Origin of the sequence: Micromonospora arida (assembly GCF_042873195.1) — a bacterium.
Classification (GTDB): Bacteria; Actinomycetota; Actinomycetes; order Mycobacteriales; family Micromonosporaceae; genus Micromonospora; species Micromonospora arida.
Genome location: NZ_JBIALC010000006.1, coordinates 321,046 through 346,652, shown reverse-complemented (window position 1 = coordinate 346,652; position 25,607 = coordinate 321,046). Strand labels below are relative to the sequence as shown.

The following is a 25,607-nucleotide window of genomic DNA, read 5'->3' as shown; positions in this document are numbered from 1 at the left end:
GTTGTCCGTTCCTCGTAGCGTCCCGTACATTCTTGTTCCGTGTCAACGCAGGTGCCAGCACTCCTCCACGGCCTGGTGGACGACGCCGCCGTCTTCCCACCGGGCAGCGCCGCGCTGCACGACGCCCTGGCCGCCCACCGTCAACACCGCGCCGCCTGGTACGCCGACCTGGTCGGCCCACTGCTGATCCCCGCGTCGGACGTGGCCGCCGGTGAGCTGAGCGGTCTCGTCGACCCGGGCGAGGGCCTGGTGGTCGGCATGATCGGTGACACCGGGATCGGGAACCTGCCGTTCGCGCTGTCGTTTCTCGCCCCCGACGGCGTCAGCGCGCGTCAGGTCGAGGTGGCGGTCGCCAAGCGCGGCGAGGACCCGCTGCCCGGCATCGCCGAGTTGCTGCGGCTGACCGACGAGCTACCGGGCGTGGAAACCGTCTACGCCGAGCTGCCCCTGACCTTCGGGCTGATGGGCGCACTGGACGCGCTCGTCGCCGCGCGGGCCGACGGGGCGCCGATCGCGGCCAAGTTCCGCACCGGCGGCCTGGCCGCCGAACTCTTCCCCACCCCGACCGAACTGGCCGCGGTGATCTGCGCCTGCCGGGACCGGGGCCTGCCGTTCAAGCTGACCGCCGGGCTGCACCAGGCGATCCGACACCTGGACCCGGAGACCGGGTTCACCCACCACGGCTACGCCAACGTGCTGGCCGCGACCCTGGCCGCCGCCGACGGTGACGGGGTGCGCTCCGTCGCCGAGCTGCTGACCGTGGTCGACCCGCGCCCCCTGGTGGAGCGCGCGACGGCACGGCTGGACGGGCCTCGCCCCCTGTGGGTGGGGTTCGGCTCGTGCAGCATCCTGGAACCACTGACCGATCTGATCCGGCTTGGGCTGGTGAACGGGGGCTACGACGCATGACCTGGGTGACCGGTGCCGACGGTTCGCCGTACGGGGTGACGAACCTCCCGTACGGGGTGTTCCGGCAGAACGGGGGTCCGTCGCGGATCGGCGTACGGATCGGGTCCTGGGTCTTCGACCTCGCGGCGGCCGAGGCCGCCGAGCTGGTGCTGGCCGCCGGCACGCTGTGCAGGCCCGTGCTCAACGACTTCATGGCCCTCGGCCGTCCGCAGTGGACGGCGGTACGGCAGCGGCTCACCGAGCTGCTGACCGACCCGGCGCACCGGGACGCGGTGGAGCCGCTGCTGGTGCCCCTCGACGACGTGGAACTGCTGCTCCCCATCGAGGTGGCCGACTACGTCGACTTCTACTCCTCTGAACACCACGCGTCCAACGTCGGGCAGATCTTCCGCCCCGGCCAGCCGCCGCTGCTGCCCAACTGGAAGCACCTGCCGATCGGCTACCACGGGCGGGCCGGCACTGTGGTCGTCTCCGGCACGCCGGTGACCCGGCCGACCGGGCAGCGGGCCTCCGCCGAGGGCCCGGTCACCGGCCCATCGGTACGCCTCGACATCGAGGCCGAGGTGGGCTTCGTGGTGGGCGTACCCAGCGCGTTGGGCGATCGGGTCTCCGTGGACGACTTCGCCGAGCACGTCTTCGGGGTGGTGCTGGTCAACGACTGGTCGGCCCGCGACATCCAGGCCTGGGAGTACCAACCGCTCGGCCCGTTCCTCGGCAAGTCGTTCGCCACCTCGGTCTCGGCATGGGTGACGCCGCTGGACGCCCTCGCCGACGCCTTTGTGCCGGCCCCCGACCAGGACCCGCCGGTGGTGGACTACCTGCGGGACGTGCCGCACCTGGGCCTGGACCTGCGCCTGGCGGTCGAGTGGAACGGCGACCAGGTCAGCGAGCCCCCGTTCGCCACCATGTACTGGACCCCCGCCCAGCAGTTGGCGCACCTCACCGTCAACGGGGCTTCGCTGCGCACCGGTGACCTGTACGCCTCCGGGACCGTCTCCGGCCCGGACCGAGGACAGGTCGGCTCCTTCCTGGAACTGACCTGGGGCGGGGCCGAGCCGGTCAAGGTGGGCGGCGAGAGCCGTACCTTCCTCGACGACGGCGACACGGTGACCATCACGGCCACCGCCCCCGGCCCGGACGGCACCACCATCGCCCTCGGTGAGGTGTCCGGCACGGTTCGTCCGGCCCGCTGAGCGGGCACCCGCCATCCGTCTCGTGCACGGGACCCGTGATCGCACCGGCTGTGCGATCACCGGCCCCGGTTGATCCGTTGATCGTCCGGATTCCGTTGCCACACCGCGCAATCCGAGCCGGGCTCCGCCCGGCCGCCAGCGGTGGGGCAATCCCGACGCACACGGAGGTAACGACGATGCACGATCTTGCGGGCGCGGTCTGGCGTACCAGCAGCCGCTCAAACGACCAGGGGCTCTGCGTGGAAGTGGCGGACAACCTGGTCGATGTCCATGGTCTGGTCGGGGTCCGCGACTCCAAGGACCAGGCCGGTCCCACACTCGCGGTCAGCCCGCCGGGGTGGACAGCGTTCATCGGCGCGATTCGGGCCGGTCGCTTCGAGCGCTGACCGGCGCTTCGGCGCCGGTCGACGACGACCGGTGCCGAAGCGACCGCCGAATAGGACAGCGTGGCCTCCGGGTGGTGGAAATTCCGCTCCGGGGGCCCCGTCCGGCCCTCACTCCGCGTACCGTCGGGGACACGGGAGGGTGGCATGTCGACGGTGGCGATTACCGGGATCATCGAGGCGCACGCTGTCGACGTCTGGCGTCTGCTGACCGACCTGCCCGGCCGCGCGGCCCGGTTGACCGCAGCCGGCCCGATCGAGGTGCTCACCCCGGGATCGTTCGGGCCGGGCACGTCCTGGCGCGAGGAGCGGGTCCAGCCGGGCGGCGGCACGCTGACCGAGGAGTTCCTGGTGGTCGAGGCGCTCGCACCGCAGCGACTGGTGCTCTGTTCCTCCGGCACCGGCGCGGACTACCGCATCACCTGGAGCCTGCGGCCGGTCCGCCGCCGCCGTCGGGGTTGCACGGCGATCACCGTGACCCACGAGGCGGTGCCGACCGCTCCGTACGGCCGGGTGGTGGCGCTGCTGCTCGGCGGGCTGGCCGCGCGGGCGGTCGAGGCGGCGCTCTGGCGTGATCTCGCCGACATCGCCGCCGCGGCCGGTGCCACCGGCTCCGTCGAAGCCGCCTGAGCGCCGGGCGGTCAGCCCTCGCCGTGACCTGAACGGGGTCCGGCCCCCTCCGCTGGGTAGGGTGCCGGGCGGAGGTGCGGCATGAGGTTCCCGAGAGGCCGGCGACGGCTCGCGATCGCGGTCGCGGCGCTGCTCGTGACGGCGGCCGTCGTGGTCATCGTCCACCGGGTCCTCGCACCGGCAGAGGTGAGCACCGTGGCGCGGGCCGACTATCCGGCCCCGGCCCGACCGGCTGCCGGAGTGATCGGTCGGTTGCCGGTCGCCCCGTTGATCGTCGACGGGAGACTGCGGGTGTACGCCGCACACCGCCAGGTCTACGCCGACCGGCCGGTCGACGGGCGGTACCGGACCAGCCCGTACTGGTCGTACCGGCGGTGGCCGGCGGAGCTGACCGGGGTGGTGGCGAGCGGCAGCACGGTGGTCAGCCGCTGGTCCGACGGGCGGCTCGTCGCACTCGACGCCCGGACCGGCGGGGTGCTCTGGCGAGCCGAGGGCCCGGAGCCCGTCGAGAGCACGGCGCCGGTGCGTCGTACCTGGGCGGCGACCGTCTGGGATGCGCCCGGGCTCCAGCTCACCGACCTTCCCGACGGGCGGACCGTGCTGGTGGTGACCGGGGATGCCCAGGCGCGCGGGGTCGAGCTGAGCGGCGGTCGGGAGCTGTGGCGGGTGGAGCTGCCCGGCAGGTGCCGTAGCGACGTCGGCACCACCGCCACCGGGCAGCTGATCGGCCTGGACACCTGCGCCGGGGCGGCCACCGTCGAGTTCCGGGACGCGGCGACGGGCGAGGTACGTGAGCGTTGGCGACCGCCGGGCGGCCCGGACGGGTTTGTGGTGACGCCGCTCGGCTGTCGTACCGGCCGGTCGGACTGTCTGGGGTTGCGGACCGCCGGGCCGGGTGACGAGGGCGGTCGGGGTTGGTTGTTGGCTGCCGGTCCGCCGGTCGCCGCCCCCGCGCTGGACCCGGCCGGCGCCGCGCTGGTCGGTGAGCAGTCCGTCGCCGTGCTCGACGGCGTCGTGGTGGGCCGATCGGCACGTACGGGCATCGAGCTGTGGCGGTCCCCGGGCCTGGGCGGGGCCCGGGTGCTGGCCGGGCAGCCTGGCCGGGTGCACCTGCTGACCGAGGCGAACGATCTGGTGACGCTGGATCCGGTGACCGGTAGGCAGTTGTCCCGCTTCGTGCTCAATGTCGGCTCGGACGGGACCGGCTGGGCACCCGGGGCGGTGACGGCCGAGGACGGGTTCGTCGCGATCGAGCGGCTTCGCAAGCCGGTCGACCCCAGCGGCGACGACCGGCGCTACTACTACACCGGCGAGACGGTGATCCTGGCCGCCACCTGATCGTGGGGTCTTCAGCCCCGGAACACCGAACCATTCCGTTCCCTTTGTCGTAAAAGGGTACGTTTTTCATGGTTCAGGTTTCCGGTGGAAGGGGTCGGCGCATGGCCAGGACGGCAGCCAATTACCTCGTGGGCGGCGCGCTCGCCGCCACCGCGAGCCTGGCGTTGGCGGTGTCGCCGGTGCTGGCCGCCGACCCCGCCTCGGCGCGGGGGTTCGGCGTCGTCCGGGTCGAGCCGTCGGCGGGCACGGGCGTCACCTTCGAGATCCTGCCGGCGTCGCCGACCCCGCCCCCGACTCAGCCGCCGCCCACGTCCACACCGACGGCACCGCCACAACCCACACCGAGTCACGGCGGTGAGTTGCCGGTCACCGGGTCGGGCGGGTCGGCACTGCTCCTCGCCGTGCTGGGCGCAGCCCTGATCGTCGCCGGGTGGTTCGCCGCCCGCCGCAGCCGGCCGAGCTGACGGGCCCGACCGGAGCAGGCCAGCGGGCTGCCCGCGATCAACGGCCGGCCGGGGTGCGCTCCCTCGGGAGGGCGGTGGGAGGCCGACCGGACCGGTGGGAACGGCGGGCCAGCATGGCGAGGCCGACGACCAGCAGCAGGCCTACGACGGCCGCCGCCACGGTCCACCCGGAGAGGATCCGGGAGACGACAGCGCCCCGCTTCCCGACCTGACCAGCGTCGGGGAACGTGACCTGCGCGGTGATGCTCCGCTTCACCAGGCCGCTCTCCAGGTTCACCTCCGCCTTCCAGGGGCCGTTCGGCAACGTGGTCGGGAATCGGGCGATGACCTGCCCGGAGGCACCCGGTGCCAGCGTGACGCCCTGCCCGACTGGAAACGGGCCGGCCCGACTGCCGGCCGGGCCGTCACTCAGGAGGACCACGCCGGTCAGGTCGATGGCACGGCCTCCGGTGTTGGTGACCTGGACGGTCATCGACGGCTCGCCCTCGGGGCTGCGGGCCGGGCGTACCTCGCCGATCGAGAAGTCGGAGGCGGGTTCGCCGCCGGGCCCGATGTCGAGGTACATCCGGACTCCGACCCGGTTGACCTGAGTGATCTCGCCGCCGGCCCGGGGCACCGAGGCGGTGGATGCCCAGACCACGCCGTACCGCTCGCCCTGGGAGGCGGCCGGCGGCACCGTGATGGTCGCAAGGACCCGGGTCTCGCCCCACGGTCTCAGCTCCACGAAGCGCTCGTCGAGCGTGATCCATGAGGTCAGCTCGTTCTCGGCGCGACCCTCGCCGAAACGGAACGCAGCATCCTCCAGGGTCGCGGCCGCCGGATACACGTCGACCCGCCGGGTCTGGTCGGTGCGGTTGACGATCAGCAGTTGCCGCTTGATGGTGGTGCCCGGCGGTAGGTGGTCGACGATGTAGCGCAGCGCCCGAGGGTCGGTGCGGCGCTCGGTCGGGGCTTCCAGCAACCGGATCCCGATGGTGCCGTCGTCCGATCCCGCATCCGGCTCGGCCGCGCCGGCCCGGGTCGACAGACCCGGACCGGCGAGGCAGAACAGGGCGAGCGCGACCGCGATGGTCGACCGCCCCCGGGGGCTACGCCACCGAATGTGTCACCGTGCCGCTGTAGCTGCCCGCGATGCTGTCCAGCGGGACGTTGACTTCCAGGGTGGGGTTCCAGCTGGCGGTGTTGCCCCCGGTGCCGCCACCGTGGGTGAACGCGGTGAGCGGGGTGACGCTGGACAGCGGCTGGGCGTTGGCGGCGGTGGCCTGCCCCGGCGTGAAGGTGCCGTCGCCGGTGGTCGCCGTCTCCGGGCCGGACCAGTAGTCGATCTCCTCGGGGAGGACCGTCTCGGGCGGTGAGCCGCCGCCGGTCTGGAAGACGCTCGCGGTCACCGAGGCGACCCAGGAGGCGTCGGCGGCGCCTCGGGAGTCGGTGACCGTCACCACGCCGAGCTGGCCGGTGATGACGCCACCGGGGGCACCGTCACCGAGGTCAGCGGTGGCCGGCGCGACGATGTCGAGGGTGCCGGCGAGCACCTCGAAGGTGGTGTCGGTGGTGTCGGTGGGCGCGGCGGCAGCCGGCGCGGCGAGGAAGCCCACCATCGCCGCGGCGACCGCCCCGGCCAGACAGATCTTGGCAGTGCGCACTGTTCGTTACCCCGTTTTCTCGAAGTGAGCCGGAGTGAGTCCTCGACACAACCGGCTACTTCGGAAGATAGGGCAGAAAGCACGCAAAGTCGGACAAACAGGGCTTAGTTCACGATTGAAGTTGAGGCCGCCTGGTCACACGGCCGAGCCGTCGGCCTCGCCCTTCCCCGGCAGCCCAGCAATGGCGGAGAGGCCGTCGCCGCTGGCGATACGGGCGGCAGCGAGGTCCTCGGCCAGGGCGAATCGTTGCTCGCGGAGCATTGCAAAGCGATGGTCGAGCTGTACTACTGACCGTGCCCGCCGGCGGCTTGACGACCGAGGTGAGGTTCATCAGGCTCGTCCGGCCTGGATTGGAGACGCGAGATGCCTGCTGGTCGTTACGTCGTATGCCTGGCCATCGGCATGGTCGTCCCCTTGCTGATGGTCGGCGGCTGCACCGGTGACACGGCGAGACGATCGGCGTTCCCGTCCGAACCGCCCTCACCCACCGTGCCGAGCCGGCCTTCTCCCACTCCGGAAGCAGCGACAGGGTGGTTTCCGGCCGGTCGGGTGCTGCTGGCCGGCCCGCTGGCAGAGCAGAAGGAAGCAACCATCGCCGATGTTGTTCCCAGTGGGGCCAGCTTCACTGTGTATTTCGTCTGCACCGGAGGAGGTCGGATCGCAGTGAACGTGAAGACCGCCGCTCCGCTGCGATATCCCTGCGACGGAGTGCCCAACCGGTCGCAGGTCTTCGTCGACAAGGGCATCTCGACCGATCTTGCCGTCGGGGTCGAGGGTGAGGCGCAGTGGCGACTGGCGGTGGTCGACGGAGCGCCCTAGCCGGGGTACTGGCGGGCGGAGCAGTTGAGTGCTGTCCCGCCCGCCCTCGTCGTTCGTTGCCTGCCTGTGGCCGGTGCGGTACCGCCCACGACGGCGGGCTGTCGCTCAGGCCAGGGCGGCCTCGGCCGCCGCCAGGAACGCGTCGTTCTCGGCCGGGGTGCCGATGGTGACCCGGACCCCGTCTCCGGCGAACGGCCGCACGATCACCCCGCGTGCCTCGCACGCCTTGCCGAAGGCCACGGCCCGCTCGCCCAACGGCAGCCAGACGAAGTTGGCCTGGCTCGTCGGCACCTCGGGCACGAACTTGCGCAGCGCCTCGGTGACCCGGTCCCGCTCGGCGACGACCAGGGCGCAGCGACGCTCCATCTCCGCCACCTGGGTCAGCGCGGCGAGCGCCCCGGCCTGGGCTGCGGTGCTGCTGGAGAACGGGGTCGCCACCTTGCGGATGGCGGCGGCCACCACCGGCTGGGCAACCAGCCAGCCCATCCGCAGCCCGGCGAGCCCCCACGCCTTCGACAGCGTGCGCAACACCGCCACGTTCGGCCGGTCCAGGTAGTCGAGACCGTCCGGCACCTCCGCGTCGGTGACGAACTCCCGGTACGCCTCGTCGATGACCACCAGCACGTCGTCCGGCACCGCGTCGAGGAACCGGTCCAGCTCGGCCCGGCGCAGCGCCGTACCCGTAGGGTTGTTCGGGTTGCAGACGAAAATCACCCGGGTCCGGTCGGTCACCGCCGCGGCCATCGCCGCCAGGTCGTGCCCGTGCCCGGCGTCGTTGGGCACCCGCACGCTGGTCGCGCCGCTGGTCGCCACGATGATCGGGTACGCCTCGAAGGACCGCCACGAGTAGAGCACCTCGTCACCGGGCAGGCAGGTGGCACGCACCAGGTGCTCGGCCAGCGCCACCGAACCGCAGCCGGTGGCGATCCGATCGGCGTCCACCCCGTACCGCTCGGCCAGCGCGTCCCGCAGGGCGACCACACCCATGTCCGGGTAGCGGTGCGAGGTGGTGATCGCCTCGGTGACCGCCTCCACCACGCCGGGCAGGGGTCCGTACGGCACCTCGTTGCTGGCCAGCTTGATGGCCTCCGGCAGGCCCAACTCCCGGGCCAGGTCGGCGGGGCTGCGCCCCGGCACGTAGCTGGGCAGCGCGTCCAGGTCGACGCGGGTCAGCCGCAGCGCCGGCTGGTGACGTCCGGAGTCGGTCATGGGGTGTCTCCCGGGGGCTGGTTACGGTCGTTCGAGAGGGCGGTATCGGTGTGTTGGGGGACTTCGACGACCACCGTCTGCGCGCGCTTGTCGTGCAGCGCCTGGCGCAGGGGGTGGTCGAAGAGGGGGGAGAGGGCGTCGACCAGTTGCAGCACCAGGCCGAGCCCGGCGCAGTACCAGAGCAGAGTCGGCAGGCCCAGCGTGCTCCACCGGCTCAGCGCCCGGCGGACGCCCAGCGGCTGGTCGGCGGCCATCGGCACCGCCCGGATCCGCATCACCCGCTTGCCGACGGTCTGCCCGCCGGAGGCCATTGTCGGCACCTCGTACGCCAGCCAGAGCGCGGTCGCGATCAGCAGGATCGCCACCAGCAGAGAGTTGGCCTGCTCACTGGGGAGCGGCAGGCCGTCGGCGGAGGTGTCGCCGCGCGACGCGCGCCGGAAGACCTCCTGCCAGTACGGGGCCCACTCCTGCGCCCAGCGCCAGACGAACCAGCCGTTGACGACCACGTTCAGTGCGAAGACGATGCCGAAGTCGATCAGCCGGGCGACCAGCCTACGGCCGTAGCCGGCCAGCCTGAGGCCGTGCGGTCGCGGCTCGGGCGGTCGTCCGGGCCAGCCGGGGTGACCGGCCGGAGGCGCCCAGCCCTGCGGACCGCCCTGCGGTCCCCAGCCGGGCGGGCCACCCTGCGGTCCCCAGCCCGGGCCGTGACCCGGCTGCGGGCCGTACCCCTGTTGTGGTCCTGGCCCCGGTTGTGGGCCCTGGTGTGGCGGCCAGCCCGGTGCGACGGGCCCCGGGGAGGTCGGGCCGGAGGTCGGGGGCGCGTCCGGGGTGGCCGGCGCGGGAGGCTCCGGCGGCTCGGGCGGCGGTGGGCCGTCCGGCGGGGTGGCGTCGACGGGAATGGGCGCGCCGAGCCAACCCTCGCCGTCCCAGTAGCGCCGGGTCTCGGTGTCGGCGGGGTCGACGTACCAGCCGGGTTGCACACTCACGAGGACACCCTAACGACGACCGTTTCGGCGAACTTGTCGTGGAGGCACTGCTGCCACGGCTTGTCCCAGAGCTGCCAGAAACCGTCCAGGTAGTTGCCCCCAGGGACCAACGAACCCACCAGGTACTGCACCACCCACCGTCGGCCGGCCATACCCCGGTTGAGCGTGCGAGTCGGGTCGAGCGGCACCACCCGCAGCTTCATCACCTTCTTGCCGAGCGTCTGACCGCCGCGCTTGAGGTATTCCACGTGGTAGAGCCAGTAGAGCCCGAGCATCACCACGAAGAGCCCGAACTGGAGCAAGACTATCGGCAGGAGGAAGTCCACGAGGAAGATGCCCGGGTCGGGTTCCACGAAGGCCCCGTTCGGACTGGTCCGGGTGATCTCGCTGAACATCCGCAGCCACAGGATGACGAAGAACGGGCTGAACAACGCCAGCGCCACGGCGGTCGCCAGCGCCGTGTCGACCATCCAGGCCAGCAGCCGGTCGGCGAAGCTCGCCAGCGGCTGACCGCCCGGGCTCAGCGGCAGGGGTGGCGGGCCGGGTGGTCCGGCGTGCCACTGCGGTGGGGCGTACCCGGGTGGGGCGTACTGCGGCGGCGCGGCGTACCCCTGCGGGTGTGGTCCGGGCGGCGGCGCGACGCCGCCAGCGGCGGGCTGAGGCCCACCGACCGGCGGCGTCGGGTACGACGGAGGCTGCGTCACGCTCGCAAGTGTTACAGGTTGCCGCGGGCTTCCTGCTCCCGCTCGATCGCCTGGAAGAGCGCCTTGAAGTTGCCCTTGCCGAAGCCCAGCGAGCCGTGCCGCTCGATCAGCTCGAAGAAGACCGTGGGACGGTCCTGCACCGGCTTGGTGAAGATCTGGAGCAGGTAGCCGTCCTCGTCCCGGTCGACCAGGATCTTGCGGGCCTTCAGCTCCTCGATCGGCACCCGCACCTTGCCGATCCGCTCGCGCAGCTCCGGGTCGTCGTAGTACGAGTCCGGGGTGTCCAGGAAGTCGACACCGGCGGCGCGCATCGCGTCGACGCTGGCCAGGATGTCGTTGGTGGCGACGGCGATGTGCTGCGCGCCCGGGCCCTGGTAGAACTCCAGGTACTCGTCGATCTGGGACTTCTTGCGGGCGATCGCCGGCTCGTTGAGAGGGAACTTCACCTTGCGGGTGCCGTTCGCCACGACCTTGCTCATCAGCGCCGAGTAGTCGGTGGCGATGTCGTCGCCGACGAACTCCGCCATGTTGGAGAAGCCCATCACCCGCTTGTAGAACTCGACCCACTCGTCCATCCGGCCCAGCTCCACGTTGCCGACCACGTGGTCGACGGCCTGGAAGAAGCGCTTCGGCTGGATGCCGGCGTCGATCATCGGCTGCCGGTCCACGATCGGGCCCCGGGCCACGAAGCCGGGCAGGAACGGGCCGCTGTAGCGGGACCGGTCGACCAGCGTGTGCCGGGTGTCGCCGTACGCGGCGATGGCGGCCATCCGGACGGTGCCGTGCTCGTCGGTCACCTCGTGCGGCTCGACGACGCTGGCGGCGCCCTGCGCGACGGCGTGCGCGTACGCGGCGTCGACGTCCGGGACCTCCAGCGCGATGTCGCTGATCCCGTCGCTGTGCCGGGCCACGTGCTCGGCGCCGTCCGCGTCCGGGCGCACCATGCCGGTCAGGACGAACCGGGCCGAGCCGCTGGTCAGCACGTACTGGGCGTGGTCCCGGTAGCCCTGCTCGGGGCCGCGGTACGCCACGCAGGTCATGCCGAAGGCGGTGGAGTAGTAGTGGGCGGCCTGCTTGGCGTTGCCGACCAGGAAGTGCACGTGGTCGAGGCCCCGGACCGGGAACGGGTCGTGGCTGATGTCGTGGTCGACAGCGCCGACGAGCCGGTCGACGTCGACGTCCTCGGTCGACTGGGGTCGGTCGATCGCCTGGGTCATGGTGGGCTCCCTCGCGTACCGGCCGGCCTTGCGGGCCGCCGTGGTCGGTTCTTGTGGCGAGGATCGCTGCCCCGGCGTCGAGTGGGCAACTGTTGCCAGAAATGCTGGTCAGGTTGCGCATTCGGTATGGTCTTCACTCATGAATGGTGAGCAGAATGTACAGCTCGACGCGCTGGACGTGCGCTTGATCGAACTGCTCGCCGAGGAGCCGCGGATCGGGGTGCTGGAGTGCTCCCGGCGGCTCGGGGTGGCCCGGGGCACAGTGCAGGCGAGGCTGGACAAGCTCGTCGAGCGGCGGGTCATCAAGGGCTTCGGCCCCGAGATCGCGCCGGCCGCCATCGGGTTCGGGGTGACCAGCTTCGTCACCCTGGAGATCAGTCAGCGGCACGGTCACGACCCGGTCACCGCTCACCTCGCCGCCATCCCCGAGGTGCTGGAGGCGCACACCATCACCGGCTCCAGCGACCTGCTCTGCCGGATCGTGGCCCGTTCCAACACCGACCTGCAACGGGTCATCGACCAGATCGTCTCGTCCGCCGGCATCACCCGCGCCTCGACGATCATCGCGCTGGCCGAGCAGATTCCCTACCGCACGCTTCCGCTGGTGCGCAGTGCTGTTCGGGCCGAGGGAAGGGTGCTGTAACACCTCCGAGCGCAGAAAGCGCGGCGACACGGCGGCGCGAGCGTACGGAAGATCCGTGATCGTGGCTACGGTGTGCGGGTGGCGAAGGGGAGCGTGCGCGGTGGGCTGCTGCTCGGCCTCGCCGTGGTCGTCGCGCTCGCCGCCACCGGCGTGTGGAACCCGTTCCCCGGCCTGTGGGACTGGGTGGACCGCAGCGAACCCATCTCCGAGCCCGACGTGGTCTGGCAGCAACGGGTCGGCGGCACTCCGCGCAGCGTGACCATCGCCGGCGACGCCGTCGTGGTCGAGCAGCGCACCCGGGTCGAGGCTCGCAGCCTGGCCACCGGCGCCCAGCTCTGGGAGCGCAAGGCGGACTGGGCGGCGGTCGCCGGCGGCGACCGCGACCCGGTCGTGGCCGTGGGCAAGCTCCTGGTCAAGGGGTACGAGCTGCTCGACCCGACGACCGGGGTGACCCGGCGGCGTGACGATGACGCGGTGGCCGTCTGGACGTACCGCAACCTGCTCCTCGACGCCAGGTGCACGGACGCCACCGACTGCACCCTGAGCGCCTGGGACCCGCGTGGCACCGCGCCGCTCTGGACGGCCTTCCTGCCCGGGGTGCACACCGGCCTGCTCGCCGACAACCCGGGTCTGCGCGGCACCCGCCGGCTCACCGCCACCCGGATCGACGACGGCGTGGCCGGGGCGGAGGCCGCGCCACCGCTGCTCGGCTTCCCGGTCGACGGTCGGGTCCACGTGGTCGACACCGCCACCGGCCGGGTGCTGCAGAACGTCGAGCCCGGCCGGGAGGAACGGCTCTCCGTGGTGGGCGGCCGGCTACTGCGGATCACCGCCCGCTCCCAGGACGGCACCTGTTACTTCACCATCTCCGCCCGGGACTCGGCGACCGGGCAGGAGGCCTGGCAGCAGGCCGGCATCAACCTGCGCACCGCCGACTCCGCCGGCTGCGTGCAACGCGAGGACCCGCAGGGTGCGCGGAACGTGCTGATCGGCGTCGCCCCGGACGGCCGCGAGGCGGTGATCGACGGGTACGACGGCCGGCTGCTCTGGGTCGGTGAGCGGGGCACCAAGCTGATCGCGGTGGACGATCGTTCGGCGGTGTTCAGGGCCGCCGACAAGCGCTCGGTGATCGCCCGTGAGCTGGGCACCGAGAAGGTGCTCTGGACGCGACAGGCCAGCGGCAAGGCCGGGGCGGCGCTCACCCCGTACGCGGCTGTGGTGGCCGACGAGAAGCCGTCCCGGCTGGCGGCACTGGACCCGCGCACCGGCCGGGAGTTGGCCGTCCTGCGCACCTCGGCGAACGCCCTCGCCATCGGGTCACAGGGCATGATCATCGGCGAGGGGCGGGAGATCGGGTACGTCCGCTTCGGCGCGTCCGGAAGCTCGCCCACCAGACCACCCGGCGACGGTGGGAATCCCGGGCCGGGCGGCCCCGGCCCCGGCGGGCCGAACAACGGCGACTGCGGGCCGAAGGGGGAACTCTGCCCCGACCCGGACGGCGGCAAGGACGGCTGAGCGGGCCGTTCGCCCGGTGGATGAGAGCGGCGTCCCAGGACCCGCCCGGCGGGTGGGAGTGATCGACCGGTCTGCCCTAGGCTTGCCGCTCATGAGCAGTGCCGCCGCATTCTCGTACGCCCCTCTGCTGCCGACCGGCCCGGACCAGACGGACTATCGCCTGGTCACCGACGAGGGCGTGGACGTCGTACACGGCCCGGGAGGCCGTCGGTTCCTCACCGTGGAGCCGGCCGCGCTCACCGCGCTGACCGCCGAGGCGATGCACGACATCGCGCATTTCCTGCGCCCCGCGCACCTGGCGCAGCTCCGGGCGATCATCGACGACCCGGCCGCCTCGCCGAACGACCGGTTCGTCGCGCTGGACCTGCTGCGCAACGCCAACATCGCCGCCGGCGGTGTCCTGCCCATGTGCCAGGACACCGGCACCGCCATCGTGATGGGCAAACGCGGTCGGCACGTGCTGACCGACGGTGCCGACGCGGAGGCCATCTCCCGGGGTGTCTACCAGGCGTACACCAAGCTCAACCTGCGCTACTCCCAACTCGCCCCGCTGACCATGTGGGACGAGCGGAACACCGGCAGCAACCTGCCCGCCCAGGTGGACCTGTACGCCGAGGACCCGGACGGGCACCCGGACGCGTACAAGTTCCTCTTCATGGCCAAGGGCGGTGGCTCGGCCAACAAGTCGTACCTCTACCAGGAGACGAAGGCGCTGCTCAATCCAACGCGGATGATGCAGTTCCTGGAGGAGAAGCTGCGGCTGATCGGCACCGCCGCCTGCCCGCCGTACCACCTGGCCATCGTCATCGGCGGCACCTCCGCCGAGTACGCGCTGAAGACCGCGAAGTACGCCAGCGCCAAGTACCTCGACGCGCTGCCGACCTCGGGTTCGATGAGCGCGCACGGCTTCCGCGACCTGGAGCTGGAGGCGGAGGTGCTGGAGCTGACCCGCAACTTCGGCATCGGCGCGCAGTTCGGCGGGCGGTACTTCTGCCACGACGTACGGGTGGTCCGGTTGCCCCGGCACGGTGCGTCCTGCCCGGTGGCGATCGCCGTCTCCTGCTCGGCGGACCGCCAGGCCGTCGCCAAGATCACCCCGTCGGGCGTGTGGCTGGAGCGGCTCGAAACCGACCCGGCGCGGTTCCTGCCCGACGTCACCGACGATTCGCTCGACGCCGAGCTGGTGGTCCGGGTCGACCTGAACCGGCCGATGGACGAGATCCGCGCGGAGCTGTCGAAGTACCCGGTGAAGACGCGCCTCTCGCTCTCCGGGCCGCTCGTGGTCGCCCGGGACATCGCCCACGCCAAGATCGCGGAGCGGTTGGACGCCGGTGAGCCGATGCCGCAGTACCTGCGTGACCACGCGGTCTACTACGCCGGCCCGGCGAAGACCCCCGAGGGGTACGCGTCCGGCTCCTTCGGCCCGACCACCGCTGGCCGGATGGACGCCTACGTGGAGAAGTTCCAGGCCGCCGGCGGCTCCCAGGTGATGCTGGCCAAGGGCAACCGGTCAGGTCAGGTGACCCGCTCCTGCCAGCAGCACGGCGGCTTCTACCTCGGCTCGATCGGCGGCCCCGCGGCCCGCCTCGCCCAGGACTGCATCAAGCACGTCGAGGTGCTCGAATACGCGGAGCTGGGTATGGAGGCGGTCTGGAAGATCGAGGTGGAGGACTTCCCCGCCTTCATCGTGGTCGACGACAAGGGCAACGACTTCTTCGCCGAGGTCACCAAGCCGGTGCTCACCGTCGGCCGCCGCTGACCCGACAGGTACGCGAACGGGCGCCGGGCGAACTCGCCCGGCGCCCGTTCTGTCGCCCGTGCTCTGCCGACATCGGTACGCCCGCCCCCTGGGGTGGGACGGGCGCACCGCCCCCGTCGGATGCCGTCACCGACAACTCGCAATGAGTGTGCGGTGCACCGCTGTCGATCCGCTCTCAGATCGCTATCGCCTGACCAAGGCGGTCCGTTACCGCCGGACTACTCTGCTGGAAGTTGCACCACTGACGCGGGAGAGCAGATGCGGTTCGGGATCCTGGGGCCCCTGCGGGTGGGCGGTGGCGAGTCCACTGTCACCGCGGGACGCGACCGGATCGTGCTCGCCCTGCTGCTGCTGCGGGCCGGCCGGCTCGTACCGGTCGACGAGCTGATCGACGCGGTCTGGGAGGAGCGCCCGCCGGCCACCGCCCGGGCCCAGTTGCAGACCTGCGTGTCGCGGTTGCGTCGCCGCTTCACCGAGCTGGGGCTCGCCCCGGAGACCATCATCACCGACCCGGTCGGATACGGCGTCCGCACCGCCCCGAACGACCTGGACGCCGAGGTTTTCACCCGTACCGTCGAAGCGGCCCGTGCCGCTGTCGCTGCCGGACGGCTGGCCGAGGCCAGTGAGGGGTTCCGCGTCGCGCTGGCACTGTGGCGGGGGCCGGCGCTCGGCGGCATCCCGAGCCGCAGCGTGCGCCGCCGGGCGCAGACGCTCGACGAGCAGCGCCTCACCGCGCTGGAGGAGTGCGTCGACGTCGAGCTGCGCCTCGGGCAGGCCGCGGAGCTGATCGAGGAGCTGACCGACAGCGTCGACCAGCATCCACTGCGGGAGCGTCTGCGCGGCCAACTGATGCTCGCGCTGTCCTCGGTCGGGCGGCAGGCCGACGCGCTCGCCGCCTACCGGGAGGGTCGACGGTTCTACGCCGACGAGCTGGGCATCGAACCGGGCGCTGCGTTGCAGGAGCTGCACCAACGCGTACTCGCCGGCGACCTGGCCCTGGCCGGTCGGCCGGCCCCACCCGTCGGCCCGGTTCGTTCGCTGCCCCGGGCGATCGGGGATTTCATCGGTCGGCAGGAGACGGTGGCCCGTCTGGTCAAGGAGATTGAGGAGGACGGCACCCGCATCCAGGTGGTCGACGGGATGCCGGGAAGCGGCAAGACCACGCTCGCCGTGCACGTCGCTACCGCGCTCGCCGACAGATATCCCGACGCCCAGCTCTTCATCGACCTGCACGGGCACAGTGAACGCCGACCGTTGACACCGGCCACGGCCGTGGCGGCCCTCCTGCGCCAACTCGGGGTGCCAGCGGAGCGGGTGCCGGAGAACCTTGACGACCGGTTGGCGCTCTGGCGGATCGAGCTGGCCGGCCGCCGCGCGTTGGTGGTGCTGGACAACGCGGCCAGCGCCGAACAGGTGGCACCGCTGCTGCCCAACGGCTCGCAGAGCCTGGTCCTCATCACCAGTCGTCGCCGGTTGATCGGGCTTGATGAGGGTCGGCCGTCGTCGTTGCCGATTCTCGACCCCGACGAGGCGATCGAGCTGCTCGGCCGGGTGGCCGGAATAGAGAGGATCGCCTCCGAGCCGGAGGCGGCGGCCGAGGTGGCGCGTCGCTGCGGGCACCTGCCGCTCGCTATCCGGCTGGCCGGCGCGCGGCTGGCGCACCGGCCGCGCTGGCGGGTCGCCGACCTGGCCGAGCGACTGGTCGCCGGGGCGGGCCCGCTGGCCGAGCTGACCGCCGGGCAGCGCTCGGTGGGGCAGGCGTTCGCCCTGTCGTACGCGCAGGTCTCACCGTCGGCGCAGCGGCTGTTTCCGCTGCTCGGCCTGTACCCGACCGGACGCTTCGACGGTCGGGTGGCCGCAGCCCTCGTCGACCTGCCCCTGGCCGACACCCAGGAGCAGCTGGACGAGTTGGTCGACGCGCATCTGGTGGAGGAGGTGCAGCCGGGTCGGTACCGGTTGCACGATCTGCTCCGCGATTACGCTCGGCTGCTGCTCGCCGGCCCGGAGCGGCAGACCGAGCGCCGCGCCGCCGTGGAGCGGCTGTTGGATCACCACCTGTCGGTCATGTTGGCGATCGCCCGGGCGGTCGAGGCCGCGGGCAGTCGTCGCAACATCCCCGAGCGCACGCCCAGCCGACCCGACCTGTTGGCTGGTCCGGTGGCCGAGGGGCGGGCGTGGTTCGAGGAGAACCACGTAGCGCTCACCGCCCTGGTTCGGAAGGCCGAGGAGGAGGACTTCGCGGTTCAGTGCTGGCAGCTGGCCCGGGCCTGCTGGCGGCTCAACTTCGAGGGTGGGCACCTCGACGAGCTGATCGAGACTCACACGATCGGGCTTAGGGTCGCCGAGCGGCTGGGCGACGAGGCGGCCTCCGCCACCATGCTGAACTATCTCTCGTCGGCGTACTTCCGGCTGGCCCGCTTTCCGGAGGCGATCAGCGCGATGGAGGTGGCGCTCACGGTGCGCCGTCGGCTCGGTCTACACGGCGACACGCTCAGCACGCTCTGGAACCTGGGCGTCTCCTACGCCGCGAACGGTGACCACCGGCTGGGTAAGGCGAAGTTCGACGAGGCATTCGGCATGATTCGGGGCGCGGGCGACATCCATTCACTGACCAATCTGTTGAACAACCTGTCCTACGCGTTGATCGCCTGGGGCCGGTACGACGAGTCGCTGCGCCTGGCCCGGCTGCACGTCCTGCTGGCCCGGCAGGCGAGGGACCACCGGCAGATCGAGAACGCGGTGGGGCACCTCGCCATGATTCGGCATCGAATGGGTGACCTGGGCCCCGCCCGCCGTCTGCTGCGGACTGCGCTGTACCTCAAACGCCGGGCCAGCAATCGATTCGGCGAGGGGGAGGTGCTCAACGAGATCGGCGTGATGGAGCGTGTCGCCGGACAGCCGGATCGTGCCGCTGCCCTGCACCGGGACGCGCTGGTGGCGATGGTGGATGCCGGCGACCGCATCGGTCAGTGCGCCTCCCGTAACCTGCTGGCCCGGGCGATCCTGGAGCAGGGCGACGCCGCCAGTGCGCTCGACCTGCACCGCCGGGTGCTCGCCGACGCGAGGCGGCACGGTGCCCGCTACGAGCAGGCCCGGGCGTTGGAGGGCATCGCCCGCTGCGTACTGGCCACGGATCCGGCGGGGGCCCGCGCGCACCTGGAACAGGCGCTGGCGCTGTTCCGGCAGGTCGAGTCGCCCGATCAGCACGAGGTGGAGCGGCTGCTGGCCGAGTTGGGCTGACGGATCATCTGCGAGTCGGCCACGGGCGCGGCAGGATGGTACGCGTGACGACTCCAGAGGCGACCGGTTACCGCATCGAACGCGACTCGATGGGCGAGGTGGAGGTGCCCGCCGAGGCGCTGTGGCGGGCGCAGACCCAGCGCGCGGTGCAGAATTTCCCGATTTCCGGCCGGGGCCTGGAACCGGCCCAGATCAAGGCCCTCGCCCAGATCAAGGGCGCCGCGGCCGAGGTCAACGGCGAGCTGGGCGTGATCGACGCCAACGTGGCCGCCGCGATCGCCGCCGCCGCCGCGCACGTGGCCGACGGTGGTTACGACGACCAGTTCCCGGTGGACGTGTTCCAGACCGGCTCCGGCACCTCGTCGAACATGAACACCAACGAGGTGATCGCGACCCTGGCCAGCCGGGAGCTGGGCTCACCGGTGCACCCGAACGACCACGTCAACGCCTCCCAGTCGAGCAACGACGTCTTCCCGTCCTCGATCCACCTGGCGGCCACCCAGTTCATCGTCGAAGACCTGCTGCCGTCGCTGGCCCACCTGGCGTCGGCGTTGGAGGCCAAGGCGGCCGAGTTCGAGACGGTGGTCAAGGCCGGGCGTACCCACCTGATGGACGCCACCCCGGTCACCCTCGGCCAGGAGTTCGGTGGGTACGCCGCCCAGGTCCGTTACGGGATCGAACGGCTGGAGGGCGCGCTGCCCCGACTGGCCGAGCTGCCGCTGGGCGGCACCGCCGTCGGCACCGGGATCAACACCCCGCTCGGCTTCGCCGCCGCCGTGATCGACAAGCTGCGCGAGTCGACCGGGTTGCCACTGAGCGAGGCGCGTAACCACTTCGAGGCGCAGGGCGCGCGGGACGCGCTGGTGGAGACGTCGGGGCAGCTGAGGACCGTGGCGATCGGCCTCTACAAGATCGCCAACGACATCCGCTGGATGGGCTCCGGCCCCCGCGCCGGTCTGCGCGAACTGCGTATCCCGGACCTCCAGCCCGGCTCGTCGATCATGCCCGGCAAGGTCAACCCGGTGGTCGCCGAGGCGATGCGGCAGGTCTGCGCCCAGGTGATCGGCAACGACGCGACCGTCGGGTTCGCCGGCTCACAGGGCGACTTCGAGCTGAACGTGATGCTCCCGGTGATGGGCCGCAACCTGCTGGAGTCGATCCGGCTGCTCTCCGCGGTGAGCCGGCTCTTCGCCGACCGGCTGGTGGTCGGCCTGGTCGCGGACGCCGAGGTCTGCCTGGCGTACGCCGAGGGCTCACCGTCGATCGTCACCCCACTCAACCGCTACCTGGGGTACGACGAGGCCGCGTCGATCGCCAAGGAGGCGCTGGCCAAGCAGACCTCGATCCGCGAGGTGGTCATCTCCCGGGGTCACGTCGACTCCGGAAAGCTCACCGAGACCCAGCTGGACGAGACGTTGGACCTGCTCCGGATGACCCACCCCTGACCCGGCTCACCTGCCCTGGTCAGGGTAGGTGCCGTGGTCTCGCCCAGCCGAGAAAGCGGGTGAAGAGCGCGGCAGGGTCGGGGCCGTCGTGGGGGTTGAGTCGGTACAGGTCGGCAGCGGCCTCGTGCAGGACCATGCACAGGTAGATGCTCAACCCGATGCGGTCGTGCGCGTACTCCTGCCGCAGGGTGAGTCGGGCGACCGGGCACGGCCAGGGCGCGGCGCAGACCCGGCAGAGCCAGAGCGGGCGCAGCGGCAGGTGCGGTCGACGTGGTGTCGTCGCGCGGCCGTCCGGGGCGGTCCGGGACATGCGGCGGCCTTCCTTTCGACCTGAATCGTTTGTGGCATCACCATCACCACGCCCCCGCTCTCCCCGGGCCGGCCTGCCCCAAGATCGTGCTCGATCCTGGATGTAGTGGCTTCCGCACGCCAGGACCCCACTCTTTCCACGATCGAGCACGATCTTGCGTGGTCGGTCACGGCTGCCGGCGGGGTCCAGTGGCCGAAGTGGTCGGTCCGGTGGTTGGCGTGGTCGGGTGCTGAGCGCGGCTGGAATGGTGGGCATGGTCGCCCGGGTCGCCCGGGTCGCCCGGGTCGCCCGGGTCGCCCGGGTCGCACGGGTCGCCCGGGTCGGCCGGGGTGGCCGGGGTGGCCGGGTGGCCGGGTGGCCGGGGTGGCCGGGGTCGCCGGCGTGGCCGGGGTCGCCGGCGTGGCCGGCGTGGCCGGGGTCGCCGGGGTGGCCGGGGTCGCTGGGGTCGCCGGGGTGGCCGGGTGGCCGGCGTGGCCAGGGCTGCCGCTTGGCCGGGGTGGCCGGCGTGCGCGTGGTCGGGGATGTCTTGGGCGGATGCTTTGGACCTGACTCGTTTGTGGCATCGCCTCCGCTTGTCCTGGTGGGTGCGTTCTGGCCGTGGCTTGCTCCGGCTGTGGCTCGGTCGGGCTGTGGCTTGCTCGGGCTGTGGCTTGCTCCGGTGTGGCTCGGTCGGGCTGTGGCTTGCTCCGGCTGTGGCTCGGTCGGGCTGTGGCTCGCTCCGGCCGTGCTTGCTCCGGTGTGGCTTGCTCCGGTGTGGCTCGGTCCGGTGTGGCTGTCTGGGAGGTGGGACCGCCCGGCACGGGGGGAGCGGGCGGTCCCGTGCGGTGCCGGCAGATCCCGGGGGACGGGGAGCGGCGCCGCGCTTCACAGTCTGGTGATCAGGCGACTACGGTCGGAAGGGTTTGGCCGCGTCGTCATAGTCGCCCTGTTTTGGGTGGCACCGCCGCTGGCGGCCGGCTGGAGATGATCGTCGGCGGGGTGGAGGGCGGGCACGGCATGGCCGATGGACAGATGACGGCGGCGGCGTTCCTGATCGCGGAGCTGCGGCGGGCGCGAGTCCGGCGCGGCTGGAGCCAGGACGAGCTGGCCAAGGCGGTCAACTACTCGGCGTCCATGGTCAGCGCCGTCGAGCTGGGGCAGCAGCCGCCCACTGCCAAGTACCTGGAACTCGTCGACCGCGCCCTGGACACCGGCGGCCTCTTCGGCCGGATGTCCACCGAACTGGTCAGTCTGGACAAGGCTCAGGTCTGGCTGCGCGGCTGGCGTGCGATCCTCGCGGAGGCGTGGGCGCTGCGATGGTTCGACCCGCTGCATGTCCCTGGGCTACTGCAGACCGAGGGCTATGCCCGTGCCATCTTCGAGTCGGACCGACTGCTCGATGCCGATGAGGTCGAGCGTCGACTGACGGACCGGATGGACAGTCAGCGGGTTCTCTACGGGGATCGCCCGCCGCACGTAGTCGCGGTGCTCGACGAGTCGGTGCTGAGGCGACGCGTCGGCGGCCGGAAGGTCATGTGCGAGCAGTCTCTGCACCTGGCGCGCTTGGCGACCGAGCATCCGCGGGTTCAGCTCCATGTGGTGCCTCGTTCGGCTGAGGAGTATCCCGGCCTGAACGGGCCGTTCATCCTCGCCACCGTGGCCGACCATAGCGATCTTGCCTACCTTGGTGGCCAGATCGGCGGCCAAGAACTCGATCGGCCTGCGGATCTGTTGCGTCTACAACGGACCTGGGAAGCTACCCTCGGGCAGGCGTTGCCACCGCAGGAGTCGATCGAGTTGCTGAGGGAAGTGGCAGAGTCGTGGAGTTGACCGGAGCCCGGTGGCGTAAGAGCAGCCGGAGTGGTTCCAACGACCAGTGCGTCGAGGTGGCGACGAATCTCGGGGACGTGGTCGGGGTGCGGGACAGTAAGGACTCGGACGGACCCGTGCTCGTTGTCGACGCGTACTCCTGGCGGCTCTTCGTGGTCGCGCCCCCGCGCTGACCCGACGGCCTCGCCCGCGACGGCGGTCGGGTTTCCGAGCACCTGGCCCTGATAAACGGCTCGACGGGGTTGTGAGCAGGACGGATGATCCGGGCCATGGGTGATGATGGCGCGGGTGTGCCGGCGGGGACCGATCGGCTGCGGTTGCGGCGGCTGACCATGGCCGACGTGGACGTGCTGGTCGAGTTGGACAGCGACCCCGAGGTGATGCGTTTCCTCACCGGGGGCGTCGCGACCCCGCTGGCCACCGTGCGCGACGAGCAGTTGCCGAGGCTGCTGGCCCAGTACGAGAGGTGTCCCGGGCTGGGTCGGTGGGCGGCGCATGATCGGCAGTCCGGCGAGTTCCTGGGTTGGTTCGCGTTGGACCCGTCGGCGGACGGCACCGAGGCCGAGTTGGGCTATCGGCTGCGCCGCTCGACGTGGGGGCGAGGGCTGGCCACCGAGGGGTCGCGGGCGCTGGTCCGGTACGCCTTCGACACCGTCGGGGTGCGTCGGGTCTGGGCCGAGACGATGACTGTCAACGAACGCTCCCGGCGGGTGATGGTGAAGGCCGGGCTGCACTACGTGCGGACCTTCCACCTCCAGTGGGACGACCCGATTCCGGGCACCGAGCAGGGCGAGGTGGAGTACGAGGTGCGGGCCGAGGAGTGGGCGACCGTCGGTCAGGAGCGGCCGGCGGCCCGGCGGGCGCGGTAGGCGGTCACCGCGGCACGGTTGCCGCAGCCGGCCTCGCAGAACCGACGGGACCGGTTGCGGGACAGGTCGACGACGACGTTGTCGCAATCCGGGTATTCGCAGATCCGCAAACGGCTCAGCTCGCCGGTACGGACCAGGTCGGCCATCGCCATGGCGGCCTCGACCGCGATCCGGGTGGCCAGCGGCGCGTCGCGGGGAACGGCGTGCAGGTGGTACGGCTCGTCGTCGTGCTCGATGAGCTGGGGCAGCGCCTTGTGTTCCAGCAGCAGGCCGTTGACCACCGCGACGATCTCGGGTGGTTCCGCGTGCCAGATGCGGCGGAGTTGGGGCCGCAGCTCCCGAACGGCGTGCAGCTCGGCCTCGGTGTGCTCGTGCCGGCCGCTGTAGGAGTGGCGGACGAAGAACGCGTCCAGCGCCGCGATGTCGGGCAGCAACTCACCGTCCCGACCTGCGGTGTTGACCAGCGCCGCGGCGGCGATCAGCGAACACTCGGTGTCATGAGCGAATAGCAACTTGACTCCTGTCACGGCTTCCGCCTAGCGTCATCAGTACAAGGATAGTTTGCTCATGACAGGGTGCCCATCCCGAGGAGCGCGACATGCACTCACGATCTGCTGCCGGCGTCGGGTTGGCGCTGCTCGCCGCAGTCACCTTCGCCACCTCCGGAACCTTCGCCCGTTCGCTCATCGAGGCCGGCTGGTCAGCCGAGTCCGCGGTGATCGCCCGCGTCGGCGTGGCCGCCCTGGTGCTGGCGATCCCCGCCCTGCTGTCGCTGCGGGGCAAATGGGACGTGCTGCGAAGCAACGCCGCGATCATCGGGCTGTTCGGGCTCCTCGGGGTGGCGGTGGCCCAGGTGTGCTACTTCAACGCCGTGCGCTACCTGCCGGTCGGTGTCGCGCTGCTGCTGGAATACCTGGGCATCATCCTCGTCGTGGCCTGGATGTGGCTGCGGCACGGGCAGCCGCCCCGCCGGCTCACCATCGCCGGGTCGGTGGCCGCGCTGGCCGGGCTGGCGTTCGTGCTCGACCTCGCCGGCACCGCCGACTTCCACCCGGTAGGCGTGCTCTGGGGGCTCGGCGCGGCGTTCGGCCTGGCCGGATACTTCGTGCTCGCCGGACGGGTCGACCCCCGGCTGCCCTCGGTCGCCATGGCCAGCGGCGGAATGGCCGTCGGCGCCGCCGTGCTGCTCCTCATCGGGCTGACCGGCCTGCTGCCGCTGCACGCCACCTTCGGCGAGGTCACCTTCGCCGGGCAGTCCACCAGCTGGTTGGTGCCCATCGCCGGGCTGTCGCTGGTGGCCGCCGTCATCGCGTACCTCGCCGGCATCGCCGGCACCCGGATCCTCGGGCCCCGCCTGTCGTCGTTCGTCGGCCTGACCGAGGTGCTCTTCGCGGTGCTGATCGCCTGGCTGTTCCTGAACGAGCTGCCCACCGGCTGGCAGTTGTTCGGGGGTGCGCTGATCATCGCCGGCGTCGCCCTGGTACGCCTCGACGAGCTGCGCGGGTCGCCCTCGACGCCCGCGCCGGCCACACCCGAGCCCGAGCTGGCGCTTGACGGTCGGTGAGGTTTGGCGGTCGGGGTGCTCCTGATGGTCGGCGCTTGCCGGCGGGCGGTGCCCTCGGCGGTCGGTGAGGATCCGCTGGTGGTGAGAGGGTGGGTGTCGTGCTGACCACTGTGGTGTTCGATGCTGACGAGACGCTGTTGGACCTGCGTCCGGCGGTTACGGGCGGGCTGGTGGCGGTCCTCGACGAGATGCGGCGACGCACAACTGCGGCGGCCGGGGTGACGCTCGCCGAACTGGAGTCGGACTGGGGCGCGGTCTTCGGCGAGCTGAGCGCCGCCCCGGTGGCGGAGATCCGGCGCGCCGCACTGGCCCGGTCGCTGGCCCGCGCCGCGCTGGTCCACCACCTGGACGAGATCGCGGACCTTTTCTTCGCCGAGCGCTTCGCTCTCACCCGACCGTTTCCGGACGTACCGCCGGCGCTGGCCACGCTGCGTGGTCGGTACACGCTGGGCTTCGCCACCAACGGCAACAGCCGCGCCGAACGGTGCGGGCTCGCCGGCGAGTTCGCCTTCGAGCTGTACGCGCACGAGAACGGCCTGCCCAAGAAGCCGGCCCCGGAGTTCTACGCCGCGGTGGTCGCGGCGGCCGACGTGCCAGCCGGGCAGATCGTGTACGTCGGCGACTCGTGGGAGCACGACGTGGTGGCGCCTCGGCGGGCCGGCCTGCGATCGGTGTGGCTGAACCGGCTCGGCCTGCCTCGCCCCCTCGGCTGCCCGCCCGACGCCGAAGTTTCCAGCATGGCCGACCTGCCGGCCGCGCTGGCGAATCTGGGTGTCGACGCCGTAGGTGTGTAGGTCGAGGCGGCGGCCGGTGCGGGTGTCTGGGCGGCCTGTGTCTGGGCGGCCTGTGTCTGTGCGACGTGTGACTGCGCGGCCTGTTTCTGTGCGACGTGTGACTGCGCGGCCTGGGCCTGTGCGGCCGGGGTGCGGTTCGAACTGGCGGGATTCACGGCCGTAAC

At 71.7% G+C, this 25,607-nt stretch carries 26 protein-coding genes; 17 read left to right on the top strand and 9 right to left on the bottom strand.

Features of this window, described 5'->3' with window-relative positions:
* Positions 1–39 precede the first annotated feature (39 nt).
* From ACFYP0_RS20460 to ACFYP0_RS20435, 6 genes are all read left to right on the top strand, one after another.
* Entirely contained in the window at positions 40–909 is an 870-nt protein-coding gene (locus ACFYP0_RS20460; RefSeq protein ID WP_386997141.1) for a hypothetical protein, read from the top strand.
* A complete protein-coding gene (fahA, locus tag ACFYP0_RS20455; RefSeq protein WP_355497590.1) occupies positions 906–2,102 on the top strand; it encodes a fumarylacetoacetase in 1,197 nt (398 codons plus the stop codon). The genes ACFYP0_RS20460 and fahA overlap by 4 nt, the downstream gene beginning before the upstream one ends.
* Positions 2,103–2,278: 176 nt before the next feature.
* The gene (locus ACFYP0_RS20450; RefSeq protein ID WP_030327888.1) at positions 2,279–2,488 is read left to right on the top strand and encodes a DUF397 domain-containing protein; all 210 of its coding nucleotides are present in this window, start codon (positions 2,279–2,281) and stop codon (positions 2,486–2,488) included.
* Between the two features lie 144 nt (positions 2,489–2,632).
* Complete coding sequence (locus tag ACFYP0_RS20445; protein WP_355578629.1) at positions 2,633–3,115, top strand: SRPBCC family protein; 483 nt, start codon at positions 2,633–2,635, stop codon at positions 3,113–3,115.
* Positions 3,116–3,196: 81 nt separating this feature from the next.
* Positions 3,197–4,453, top strand: a complete 1,257-nt coding sequence (locus tag ACFYP0_RS20440) for an outer membrane protein assembly factor BamB family protein (protein WP_386997138.1) — start codon at positions 3,197–3,199, stop codon at positions 4,451–4,453.
* Between the two features lie 101 nt (positions 4,454–4,554).
* A complete protein-coding gene (locus ACFYP0_RS20435; RefSeq protein WP_355497582.1) occupies positions 4,555–4,917 on the top strand; it encodes an LPXTG cell wall anchor domain-containing protein in 363 nt (120 codons plus the stop codon).
* A 37-nt stretch (positions 4,918–4,954) separates the two neighbouring features.
* On the opposite strand, the gene ACFYP0_RS20430 is transcribed toward ACFYP0_RS20435, so the two are convergent.
* From ACFYP0_RS20430 to ACFYP0_RS20420, 3 genes are all read right to left on the bottom strand, one after another.
* Positions 4,955–5,878, bottom strand: a complete 924-nt coding sequence (locus ACFYP0_RS20430) for a hypothetical protein (RefSeq protein WP_355497579.1) — start codon at positions 5,876–5,878, stop codon at positions 4,955–4,957.
* A 127-nt stretch (positions 5,879–6,005) separates the two neighbouring features.
* On the bottom strand, positions 6,006–6,560 hold the full coding sequence (locus ACFYP0_RS20425; protein ID WP_355497577.1) for a hypothetical protein: 555 nt from the start codon (positions 6,558–6,560) through the stop codon (positions 6,006–6,008).
* A gap of 135 nt (positions 6,561–6,695) precedes the next feature.
* Positions 6,696–6,821: a hypothetical protein gene (locus ACFYP0_RS20420; protein WP_355497574.1), complete on the bottom strand. Its 126-nt coding sequence runs from the start codon at positions 6,819–6,821 to the stop codon at positions 6,696–6,698.
* Positions 6,822–7,223: 402 nt separating this feature from the next.
* Here ACFYP0_RS20420 and ACFYP0_RS20415 point away from each other — a divergent pair, with 402 nt between their 5' ends.
* Positions 7,224–7,379: a hypothetical protein gene (locus ACFYP0_RS20415; protein WP_386997135.1), complete on the top strand. Its 156-nt coding sequence runs from the start codon at positions 7,224–7,226 to the stop codon at positions 7,377–7,379.
* Positions 7,380–7,484: 105 nt separating this feature from the next.
* Here the strand turns inward: ACFYP0_RS20415 and hisC are convergent, their stop codons facing one another.
* The 4 genes from hisC to hppD are packed head-to-tail and all read right to left on the bottom strand — an operon-like array spanning position 7,485 to position 11,495.
* On the bottom strand, positions 7,485–8,588 hold the full coding sequence (hisC, locus tag ACFYP0_RS20410) for a histidinol-phosphate transaminase (protein ID WP_238676563.1): 1,104 nt from the start codon (positions 8,586–8,588) through the stop codon (positions 7,485–7,487).
* Positions 8,585–9,574, bottom strand: coding sequence for an RDD family protein (locus tag ACFYP0_RS20405; protein WP_355497568.1), 990 nt, complete (start codon positions 9,572–9,574; stop codon positions 8,585–8,587). The genes hisC and ACFYP0_RS20405 overlap by 4 nt, the downstream gene beginning before the upstream one ends.
* Positions 9,571–10,278 carry an RDD family protein gene (locus tag ACFYP0_RS20400; protein WP_355497566.1) on the bottom strand — a complete coding sequence of 236 codons (708 nt, stop codon included), beginning with the start codon at positions 10,276–10,278 and terminating at the stop codon, positions 9,571–9,573. Before ACFYP0_RS20400 ends, ACFYP0_RS20405 begins: the two co-directional genes overlap by 4 nt.
* A gap of 11 nt (positions 10,279–10,289) precedes the next feature.
* A complete protein-coding gene (hppD, locus tag ACFYP0_RS20395; RefSeq protein ID WP_355497563.1) occupies positions 10,290–11,495 on the bottom strand; it encodes a 4-hydroxyphenylpyruvate dioxygenase in 1,206 nt (401 codons plus the stop codon).
* Positions 11,496–11,634: 139 nt separating this feature from the next.
* Between hppD and ACFYP0_RS20390 the strand changes: the two genes are divergently transcribed.
* From ACFYP0_RS20390 to ACFYP0_RS20370, 5 genes are all read left to right on the top strand, one after another.
* Positions 11,635–12,138: an Lrp/AsnC family transcriptional regulator gene (locus tag ACFYP0_RS20390; RefSeq protein ID WP_355497560.1), complete on the top strand. Its 504-nt coding sequence runs from the start codon at positions 11,635–11,637 to the stop codon at positions 12,136–12,138.
* Between the two features lie 72 nt (positions 12,139–12,210).
* Positions 12,211–13,653: an outer membrane protein assembly factor BamB family protein gene (locus tag ACFYP0_RS20385; RefSeq protein WP_386997131.1), complete on the top strand. Its 1,443-nt coding sequence runs from the start codon at positions 12,211–12,213 to the stop codon at positions 13,651–13,653.
* Positions 13,654–13,744: 91 nt separating this feature from the next.
* Complete coding sequence (locus ACFYP0_RS20380; protein WP_238667174.1) at positions 13,745–15,412, top strand: fumarate hydratase; 1,668 nt, start codon at positions 13,745–13,747, stop codon at positions 15,410–15,412.
* A 258-nt stretch (positions 15,413–15,670) separates the two neighbouring features.
* On the top strand, positions 15,671–18,652 hold the full coding sequence (locus ACFYP0_RS20375) for an AfsR/SARP family transcriptional regulator (RefSeq protein ID WP_355497557.1): 2,982 nt from the start codon (positions 15,671–15,673) through the stop codon (positions 18,650–18,652).
* 35 nt (positions 18,653–18,687) lie between these two features.
* Positions 18,688–20,097, top strand: a complete 1,410-nt coding sequence (locus tag ACFYP0_RS20370) for a class II fumarate hydratase (RefSeq protein WP_181518450.1) — start codon at positions 18,688–18,690, stop codon at positions 20,095–20,097.
* A gap of 19 nt (positions 20,098–20,116) precedes the next feature.
* On the opposite strand, the gene ACFYP0_RS20365 is transcribed toward ACFYP0_RS20370, so the two are convergent.
* Positions 20,117–20,407 carry a hypothetical protein gene (locus tag ACFYP0_RS20365; RefSeq protein ID WP_124859934.1) on the bottom strand — a complete coding sequence of 97 codons (291 nt, stop codon included), beginning with the start codon at positions 20,405–20,407 and terminating at the stop codon, positions 20,117–20,119.
* 996 nt (positions 20,408–21,403) lie between these two features.
* Here ACFYP0_RS20365 and ACFYP0_RS20360 point away from each other — a divergent pair.
* The 3 genes from ACFYP0_RS20360 (at position 21,404) to ACFYP0_RS20350 (ending at position 23,085) form a co-directional block, all read left to right on the top strand.
* Positions 21,404–22,216, top strand: coding sequence for a helix-turn-helix domain-containing protein (locus ACFYP0_RS20360; protein ID WP_356978214.1), 813 nt, complete (start codon positions 21,404–21,406; stop codon positions 22,214–22,216).
* Positions 22,207–22,389, top strand: a complete 183-nt coding sequence (locus ACFYP0_RS20355) for a DUF397 domain-containing protein (RefSeq protein WP_124859932.1) — start codon at positions 22,207–22,209, stop codon at positions 22,387–22,389. The genes ACFYP0_RS20360 and ACFYP0_RS20355 overlap by 10 nt, the downstream gene beginning before the upstream one ends.
* A 96-nt stretch (positions 22,390–22,485) precedes the next feature.
* Positions 22,486–23,085, top strand: coding sequence for a GNAT family N-acetyltransferase (locus ACFYP0_RS20350; RefSeq protein ID WP_386997127.1), 600 nt, complete (start codon positions 22,486–22,488; stop codon positions 23,083–23,085).
* Here the strand turns inward: ACFYP0_RS20350 and ACFYP0_RS20345 are convergent.
* A complete protein-coding gene (locus ACFYP0_RS20345) occupies positions 23,052–23,597 on the bottom strand; it encodes a CGNR zinc finger domain-containing protein (RefSeq protein WP_386997125.1) in 546 nt (181 codons plus the stop codon). The two genes, ACFYP0_RS20350 and ACFYP0_RS20345, sit on opposite strands and share 34 nt — an antisense overlap.
* Positions 23,598–23,683: 86 nt before the next feature.
* On the opposite strand from ACFYP0_RS20345, the gene ACFYP0_RS20340 reads away from it, so the two are divergent.
* A complete protein-coding gene (locus ACFYP0_RS20340; RefSeq protein WP_355497548.1) occupies positions 23,684–24,649 on the top strand; it encodes an EamA family transporter in 966 nt (321 codons plus the stop codon).
* 98 nt (positions 24,650–24,747) lie between these two features.
* Entirely contained in the window at positions 24,748–25,443 is a 696-nt protein-coding gene (locus ACFYP0_RS20335) for an HAD family hydrolase (protein ID WP_355497653.1), read from the top strand.
* Positions 25,444–25,607 lie beyond the last annotated feature (164 nt).

What these genes read in the sequence shown, in the direction of transcription:
- ACFYP0_RS20440 (WP_386997138.1), top strand. Translation starts at nt 3,197, where the DNA reads ATGAGGTTCCCGAGAGGCCGGCGACGGCTCGCGATCGCGGTCGCGGCG.
- ACFYP0_RS20340 (WP_355497548.1), top strand. Translation starts at nt 23,684, where the DNA reads ATGCACTCACGATCTGCTGCCGGCGTCGGGTTGGCGCTGCTCGCCGCA.
- ACFYP0_RS20365 (WP_124859934.1), bottom strand. Translation starts at nt 20,407, where the DNA reads ATGTCCCGGACCGCCCCGGACGGCCGCGCGACGACACCACGTCGACCG.
- ACFYP0_RS20445 (WP_355578629.1), top strand. Translation starts at nt 2,633, where the DNA reads ATGTCGACGGTGGCGATTACCGGGATCATCGAGGCGCACGCTGTCGAC.
- ACFYP0_RS20380 (WP_238667174.1), top strand. Translation starts at nt 13,745, where the DNA reads ATGAGCAGTGCCGCCGCATTCTCGTACGCCCCTCTGCTGCCGACCGGC.
- fahA (WP_355497590.1), top strand. Translation starts at nt 906, where the DNA reads ATGACCTGGGTGACCGGTGCCGACGGTTCGCCGTACGGGGTGACGAAC.
- ACFYP0_RS20375 (WP_355497557.1), top strand. Translation starts at nt 15,671, where the DNA reads ATGCGGTTCGGGATCCTGGGGCCCCTGCGGGTGGGCGGTGGCGAGTCC.
- ACFYP0_RS20435 (WP_355497582.1), top strand. Translation starts at nt 4,555, where the DNA reads ATGGCCAGGACGGCAGCCAATTACCTCGTGGGCGGCGCGCTCGCCGCC.
- ACFYP0_RS20350 (WP_386997127.1), top strand. Translation starts at nt 22,486, where the DNA reads ATGGGTGATGATGGCGCGGGTGTGCCGGCGGGGACCGATCGGCTGCGG.
- ACFYP0_RS20450 (WP_030327888.1), top strand. Translation starts at nt 2,279, where the DNA reads ATGCACGATCTTGCGGGCGCGGTCTGGCGTACCAGCAGCCGCTCAAAC.
- ACFYP0_RS20360 (WP_356978214.1), top strand. Translation starts at nt 21,404, where the DNA reads ATGGCCGATGGACAGATGACGGCGGCGGCGTTCCTGATCGCGGAGCTG.
- ACFYP0_RS20370 (WP_181518450.1), top strand. Translation starts at nt 18,688, where the DNA reads ATGGTACGCGTGACGACTCCAGAGGCGACCGGTTACCGCATCGAACGC.
- hppD (WP_355497563.1), bottom strand. Translation starts at nt 11,495, where the DNA reads ATGACCCAGGCGATCGACCGACCCCAGTCGACCGAGGACGTCGACGTC.
- ACFYP0_RS20390 (WP_355497560.1), top strand. Translation starts at nt 11,635, where the DNA reads ATGAATGGTGAGCAGAATGTACAGCTCGACGCGCTGGACGTGCGCTTG.
- hisC (WP_238676563.1), bottom strand. Translation starts at nt 8,588, where the DNA reads ATGACCGACTCCGGACGTCACCAGCCGGCGCTGCGGCTGACCCGCGTC.
- ACFYP0_RS20420 (WP_355497574.1), bottom strand. Translation starts at nt 6,821, where the DNA reads ATGCTCCGCGAGCAACGATTCGCCCTGGCCGAGGACCTCGCTGCCGCC.